5 protein-coding genes and 1 pseudogene are annotated in these 7,444 nt (G+C 60.7%); 5 read left to right on the top strand and 1 reads right to left on the bottom strand.

Going from position 1 to position 7,444, the window contains the following annotated elements; all coding sequences use genetic code 11:
* Both VMU57_RS14140 and queA read left to right on the top strand, forming a co-directional pair.
* A pseudogene (locus VMU57_RS14140) lies at positions 1-257 on the top strand (hypothetical protein); the annotation flags it as partial.
* Between the two features lie 27 nt (positions 258-284).
* The gene (gene queA / locus VMU57_RS14145; protein ID WP_325384494.1) at positions 285-1,388 is read left to right on the top strand and encodes a tRNA preQ1(34) S-adenosylmethionine ribosyltransferase-isomerase QueA; all 1,104 of its coding nucleotides are present in this window, start codon (positions 285-287) and stop codon (positions 1,386-1,388) included.
* 1 nt (position 1,389) lies between these two features.
* Here queA and VMU57_RS14150 read toward each other — a convergent pair whose 3' ends face one another.
* Positions 1,390-1,980, bottom strand: coding sequence for a hypothetical protein (locus tag VMU57_RS14150; RefSeq protein WP_325384496.1), 591 nt, complete (start codon positions 1,978-1,980; stop codon positions 1,390-1,392).
* 69 nt (positions 1,981-2,049) lie between these two features.
* Between VMU57_RS14150 and polA the strand changes: the two genes are divergently transcribed.
* The 3 genes from polA to VMU57_RS14165 all read left to right on the top strand — a co-directional run bounded on the left by polA (position 2,050) and on the right by VMU57_RS14165 (position 7,383).
* Positions 2,050-4,971 carry a DNA polymerase I gene (gene polA / locus VMU57_RS14155; protein ID WP_325384498.1) on the top strand — a complete coding sequence of 974 codons (2,922 nt, stop codon included), beginning with the start codon at positions 2,050-2,052 and terminating at the stop codon, positions 4,969-4,971.
* Between the two features lie 121 nt (positions 4,972-5,092).
* Positions 5,093-5,926 (top strand): alpha/beta hydrolase, encoded by an 834-nt coding sequence (locus tag VMU57_RS14160; RefSeq protein WP_325384500.1) that lies wholly within the window; start codon positions 5,093-5,095, stop codon positions 5,924-5,926.
* A 101-nt stretch (positions 5,927-6,027) separates the two neighbouring features.
* The gene (locus VMU57_RS14165) at positions 6,028-7,383 is read left to right on the top strand and encodes an FAD-binding protein (RefSeq protein ID WP_325384501.1); all 1,356 of its coding nucleotides are present in this window, start codon (positions 6,028-6,030) and stop codon (positions 7,381-7,383) included.
* The last annotated feature ends 61 nt before the right edge of the window (positions 7,384-7,444 follow it).

The following is a 7,444-nucleotide window of genomic DNA, read 5'->3' on the forward strand; positions in this document are numbered from 1 at the left end:
TTACCGCCGACGGCCCCCGAGGCCCCGCGCAGATCGCCAAACCCGGCGTCGTCCAACTGGCCAAACTCGTCGGCAGTACCGTCGGAGCCTTCTACGTCCATCCTCACAGCGCCTGGCAGGCCAACTCCTGGGACCGCTTCCTCATCCCCAAGCCCTTCTCCCGCGTCACCGTAGCCTGGACCGCCCAGGTCCCAGCCGACCAAGCCGCCGTCCAGGCAGCCCTCGACCACTCCGTCGAACTAGCCCAATCCAGATAGACCACACCGCACACTAAAATTGAACGAGTGCGTGTAACCGACTTCCATTTCGACCTCCCCGAAGAGCTCATCGCCCAATCTCCTCCGCCGGTTCGCGGCACCAGCCGCATGCTCCGCCTCGACCGCCGCACTGGCGAATTCAGCGACGACTTCTTCCGCAATCTCCCCGAAATCCTCCGCCCCGGCGACCTCCTCATCCTCAACGACAGCCGCGTCATCCCCGCACGCCTCTACGCCACCCGAGCCGGTCTGCACACGCAGCACAACTCCCCCAACCCCAGCGGCAAGATCGAAGTCCTGCTCACCCAGCACCTCGGCGGCGAAGACTGGTCAGTCCTCGTGCGCCCCAGCCGCAAGGTCCAGCCCGGCGAGCAGCTCCACTTCAACGCCCCCAACCAAACCGAACCGCTCCTCACCGCCGAGATCCTCACCGCCGGAGAGTTCGGCGAGCGCACCCTGCGCTTCGCCCCTACTCCAGACTTTCAAGCCATCCTCGAAAAGATCGGCCACATGCCGCTGCCCCCTTACATCCATCGCAGCGACACCTCCCAGGACCGCGACCGCTACCAGACCGTCTTCTCCCACGAACCCGGCAGCGCCGCAGCCCCTACCGCCGGTCTCCACTTCACCCCCGAAATTCTCGCGCAGCTCAAACAAAACGGCATCCAGATCGAAACCATCACCCTTCACGTAGGCCTCGGAACCTTCCAGCCCGTTCGCGCCGAAAATCTGGCCGACATCCACCTCCACGCCGAGCACTACACCCTACCCGCCGCCACCGCCACCGCCATCAACACCGGGCTGGCTGAGGGCCGCCGCATCATCGCCGCCGGAACCACCACCACCCGCACGCTCGAGCATTGCGCCCAGCTAGCCAACACCGATCCATTCGAGCCGCACACCGGTCTGCGCCTTCATCCACACTCAGGCGCAACCGAAATCTTCATCAGCCCCGGCCATAACTTCCGTGTCGTCAGCGGCCTGCTCACAAACTTCCACCTGCCGCAATCCACGCTGCTGATGCTGGTAAGCGCCTTCGCCGGAAGAGAACAAGTCCTAGCCGCCTACGCCCACGCCGTCCGCGAGCGCTACCGCTTCTTCTCCTACGGCGACTGCATGTTGCTGCTATGAACTATGGGCACGGAGGAAATGTCTGATTGAAGCTCACGCTCGTCATTGCATCGGGAGAGACCTTCTTTTTTTGAAGGATCTTTGCATTCGCCGTTTCTCGTTGCGCCACATCGCACGAGACTAAATCGAGTCGTCCTCGCTCCCACTCAATTTCTACAACACCTCGAGACTCTGACTGTGCCCGCAGGAAGTAATTCTTACCGGGCTCAAGAGTTAGTGCCACTTGAGATTTCTTCGACGGATGCTTGCCATAGCTCGCTGAAAAAATATGGAGTCCGGGAGCCAGATGGAAGATCAACATTCGATTGTTCTTTACAAAGAAGCCATCGCGAAAATTCAACAAACGATGGTTTCCGTCGAAGATGCTTCCATAAAATATGCCGCGATTACTTCCAGGAAGCCCACTGGTCAAGGCGGAACCATGTGCATAAAACACTACGGTCGCGTCCTGTGCTGAAGCCGGTATACATCCTAATATTAGCTGGGCCGCAACCAATACTATTGAAAATGAAAGCGATCGTCTCACCAGCCCTAAAGTACATTGATTCAGGCGCTGCTCTGCATTACAGAATATGTGTTTCATGATAGACAAAAATATACAGCAGCTCATACACTTCGCAGTCCGCCAATCCCCAACCCAACGCGCTACCATCAAACCATCATGTCCGACGCGAAAACAGAGAAGATCACCGCCGAAAAGCCTCCCATCTACCTCCTCGACAGTATGGCCTTCATCTTCCGTGCCTACCACGCCATGCAGCGCCAGCGGCCCATGTCCACGCGCACCGGCATCCCCACCGCGGCGACCTATGTCTTCGTCAACATGATCAACAAGCTGCGCAAGGACTTCCAGCCGCACTACCTCGCCGCCGTCTACGATCTCTCCGGCCCCGTCTTCCGCGACGAGCGCGCCAAGGAGATGAAGGGCGTCAAAAAGTTCAACATCAAAACCCAGCAGTTCGAGGTCATCGACTACGCCGGTTACAAGGCCAACCGCGCCGAGATGCCGCAGGACCTCGCCCAGCAGCTTCCCTTCATCCGCCGCGCCCTCGAAGCCTTCCGCATCCCCATCCTCAGCTACGAGGGCTTCGAGGCCGACGATGTCATCGGCACCCTCTCCTGCAAGCTCTCCGAACTCGGCCACAAGGTCTTCGTCGTCTCCTCCGATAAGGACATGATGCAGCTCGTCAACGACGGCGTCTCCATCCTCAACCCGACCAAGGACAATCTCATCCTCGATCCCGCCGAAGTCGAAAACATCCTCGGCGTCCCTCCCGAGCGAGTCATCGACGTGATGGCCCTTCGCGGCGACGCCATCGACAACATCCCCGGCGCACCCGGCATCGGCGACAAAGGCTCCGTCGAACTCATCCAGCAATTCGGCACCGTCGAAGCCGCGCTCGACCGCGCCGAAGAAGTCAAGAAGAAAACGTATCGCGAATCGTTACAAAATAATCGCGAAAATATTCTCCTCTCCAAAGAGCTCGTCACCATCCACACCGGCGTCCCCATCGAATTCAGCATCGACGACATGCTCACCCAGCCCATCGACAACGCCGCCAGCCGCGAGCTCTTCTCCGAATTAGAATTCACCACGCTGCTCAAAGAGTTGGCACCCGCCGTCGACAACACACCCATCACTTACATCACCAAGCCCACGCAAGAGCAGATCGCCGCCCTCCTCACCGAAGCCCGCACCATCGACCCAGCCACCGGCAAACCCCACGGCCTCGCTCTTGCCATCTTCGAAGACGCCAGAGCCATCGCCGAAGAGATCGCCGCTGAATCTACCGAAGAATCCAGCGAAGCCGAGCCGCCTCCCCCAGAAAATCTCTCCCTCTTCGGCCCACCCGAAGCAGCCACAAAGTCAGGTACGGGCGCAGGTGCCGGTACGGGTAGAGGTGCGGGTGCCCCAGGTCTCGATTTTGAGACCTGGGTTTCTACCACTGCCTCATCCCCAGACGCCGCCTGCAATCTAGGCCTCGCCGTCGACGCCCACACCGCCATAGAAGCCTCTCTCGACGCTCCCGGCATCAAGGAAGCCCTCCTCGACGCCACCCTCCCCAAAGACGTCCACGACCTCAAGGCCATCCACCGCGCCCTCCAGCCCCACGGCATCGCGCTCGCCCGAGTCCGCAACGACGTCATGCTCCTCAGCTACCTCGTCAACCCAACTCACGGGTCGCATACTCTGGCCGACGTCACCGCCCGCTTCACCAACCGCGCCCTCGCGCAGGTCACCAAGGGTATCGTCTCCGAAAACCTGTTGCCAGAAGCCGCCAACGCAGTCCAGCGCCTCGCCCCAATTCTCCGCGCAGAGATTGAGACCTCAAACGTTACAAATGTCTACGACACCATCGACCTCCCTCTCGTCGATGTTCTCCTCCGCATGGAGCAGGCCGGAGTCCGCGTCGATCCCACCGTCCTCAATGACATGTCCAACCGTCTCGCCATCGAGATCGACAACCTCGCCGAGCGCATCTACGCCGAAGCTGGCGCAGCAATGGGCAGCGAATCCGGCCACCGCTTCAATATCAACTCGCCCAAGCAACTCGGCGACGTTCTCTTCAACAAGATGAACCTCCCCAAGCCAATGAAGTACGGCAAGGGGAAAGTCGTCTCTACCGCACAGGATGTTCTCGAAGAGCTGGCCGAAATCCACACCACCCCAGCCCTCGTCCTCGAATACCGCCAACTCGCCAAGCTAAAAAACACCTATCTCGACCAGCTTCCCAAGCTCGCCGACCACGAAGGCCGCATTCACACCACCTTCAATCAGGTAGGCACGGCAACGGGCCGCCTCTCGTCCACCAATCCCAACCTGCAGAACATCCCCGTCCGTACCGCGGTAGGCCGAGAGATCCGCGCCGCCTTCATCGCCGCCTCCGGCAACGTCCTTATGTCGGCGGACTACTCGCAGATCGAGCTCCGCCTCATGGCGCACTTCTCGCAGGACCCCCTTCTGCTCGACGCCTACCGCACCGGCAAGGACATCCACACCCTCACTGCCGCCGAGGTCTTCGGTGTAGACGCAGCGACCATGGACAAAGAAACCCGCAACCGTGCCAAAGCCGTCAACTTCGGCATCGTCTATGGCATCAGCCCCTTCGGCCTCGCCGCGCAACTCGGCATCGACCAGAAGACCGCGAAGCAATACATCGAGACCTACTTCGAGCGCTACGTCGGTGTCCGCCGCTTCATCGACGAGACCCTCGAGACCGTCCGCCGCGACCAGGCCGTCCGCACTCACTTCGGACGCGTCCGCCCCATCCCCGACATTCAGTCGCGCAACCCCAACATGCGCGGCTTCGCCGAACGCACTGCCGTCAACACGCCGCTGCAAGGCACCGCAGCCGACCTCATCAAGCTGGCCATGCTCCGCATCGATCAGGCTCTCCGCGACCGCAAGCTCAAATCGCAGATGACCCTCCAGGTCCACGACGAACTTCTCTTCGACGTAGTCCCCGAAGAGGCCGAAGAGCTTCAAGAACTGGTCAAGCAGGAGATGGAGCACGTAGCCGAATTCACCGTCCCCATCATCGCCGAGGTAGGCATCGGCCAGAACTGGCGTGATATCAAATAAGTGTCATCGCTCCACGCACTCGCATAATCTGCTCTAACATTCTCCAATGCGATTGCTCCCGTACCTCCTCGCTTCCGCGCTGACGATTGTGTCCTCATCCGCATTTGCACAGAGACCGACTGTGCTCCTCTGGCCCAACGGCAATCCCGAGCCGTCAAAAGTCATCGGCCCCGAGATCGACCCCACGACCGACGCGAATCGCATCGTGTCCGGCCTTCCTGTCGTCCGTGTCACCAACGTCAGCAAACCCAGCCTGACGGTCTACTCGCCGCCGCCCGCCAGCAACACCGGAGCCGCCGCCCTCGTCTTCCCTGGCGGAGCTTACATCCGGCTCTCCTACAACCTCGAAGGCACCGAAGTCTGCACCTGGCTGAACTCCATCGGCGTCACCTGCATCCTGGTCAAGTACCGTGTCCCCGAACAGGGTCACTATCCTGAAAACACCGAAGATCTCGAAGACGCGCAGCAGGCCATGCGCATCACCCGCACCCACGCCGCCCAGTGGCACATCGATCCCAATCGCATTGGCGCCATCGGCTTCTCCGCTGGAGCCCATCTCGCTGCCGCCCTCAGCACCCACCCCGACTTTCAGGGAAAACATATTCCTGCTTCGACCATCGACGCTCGCCCCAACTTCCAGATGATCATCTACCCCGGCTGGCTGAGCACTTCAGGAAAAGTAGCTCCTTCGCTTCGGCCAACCCCCGATATCCCGCCCACCTTCCTCGTCCAGGCAGAAGACGACTACACCGCACACGTTGAAAACTCTCTTATCTACTTCCAGGCCCTCAAGGACGCCAGAATTCCCGCCGAACTTCATATCTTTACCCAGGGCGGACACGGCTTCGGACTTCGCCCAACCGATCTGCCCATCTCTCACTGGCCTGCGCTTGCCGAAACCTGGCTGCACACCATCCACATCCTGGGGCCAACCGCGCCCGTGGGCCGTCCCTGATCTTGCATTGGCCGCATGAATTATCTATACCTTGTTCGCCCATCAAAAACAGGTCGGCCGGGGTGTGAACGACCGATCAATCCGAAAGAAGGAATGGCCCAATGAACAAGAGAGAATTCCTCAAAGCCTCAGGCGCTATCATTACCGGAACCATGTTGTCTCGCATTGCCCCAGCCGAATCAACCACCGACGCAGCCGCCCACCGCACCAACTGGTCCGGCAACCTCACTTATCACACCGACCATCTGCTTCAGCCCAAGACCGTCGAAGAGGTTCAGCAGGCGGTAAAGAGCTGCACCAAGCTCCGTGCCCTCGGCGCGCGCCACTCCTTCAACACTATCGCCGACAGCAACTTCAACCAGATCTCCGTCAAAGCCCTTCAGAACATGTCGGTCGACACCAAGGCTCGCACCGCGACCGTCGGCGGCGGCGTCACCTATGGCGGACTTTCGCCATGGCTCGACGCACAAGGCTTCGCTGTCCCCAACCTCGCCTCTCTGCCCCACGTCTCCGTCGCCGGAGCCTGCGCCACCGCCACCCACGGCTCGGGCAACAAGAACGGCAACCTCTCCACCGCCGTCGCCGCCGTGGAGGTCGTCACCGCCGACGGCAACATCGTCCACATCTCCCGCGAGACCGACGGCGATCAGCTACTCGGCGCAGCGGTCGCCCTCGGCGGCCTCGGCGTCATCACCAGCACTACGCTCAACGTCATCCCGCGCTTCGATATGGCGCAGGTCGTCTTCGAAAATCTCTCCTTCGACCAGCTCGAGCACAACCTCGAAGCCATCTTCGGCAGCGGCTACAGCGTCAGCCTCTTTACCGACTGGCAAAAAAATCGCGCCACCCAGGTCTGGATCAAGAGCCGCCTCGCCCCCGGCGGCAAGGCCGACATGCCCGCCGAGTTCTACGGCGCAACCCTCGCCAAACAAAAGCTCCACCCCATCACCGGAGCCTCCGCCGTCAACTGCACCGAGCAGCAAGGCATCCCCGGCCCATGGTACGAGCGCATGCCGCACTTCCGCATGAACTTCACCCCCAGCAGCGGCAACGAGCTGCAGACCGAATACTTCGTCCCCCGCGACAAAGGCTATGCCGCCATCCGCGCCGTCGAAGAGCTGCGCGACCACATCACGCCCCACCTCTTCGTCACCGAGTTCCGCACCATCGCCGCCGACAACCTCTGGATGAGCACCTGCCACGACCGCGACTCCATGACCATCCACTTCACCTGGAAGCCCGACTGGCCCTCGGTTAGGAAAATCCTCCCCCTCATCGAAGCCAAGCTCGCCCCCTTCGACGCTCGCCCCCACTGGGCCAAGATGTTCACCATGCAGCCCTCGCACATCCAGAAGCTCTACGAAAAGCTGCCCGACTATCAGGCCATGCTCAAGCACTACGACCCCAACGGAAAATTCCGCAACGACTTCCTCAACACCACCCTCTTCGGAGCCTGAGCAAAAGCACTTTCTGCTTCAAGCAAATAAATACGTCATCTCGACCGAAGGCGTGCGGCTT

This window comes from Edaphobacter sp., from assembly GCF_035532915.1.
Taxonomy (GTDB): domain Bacteria; phylum Acidobacteriota; class Terriglobia; order Terriglobales; family Acidobacteriaceae; genus Edaphobacter.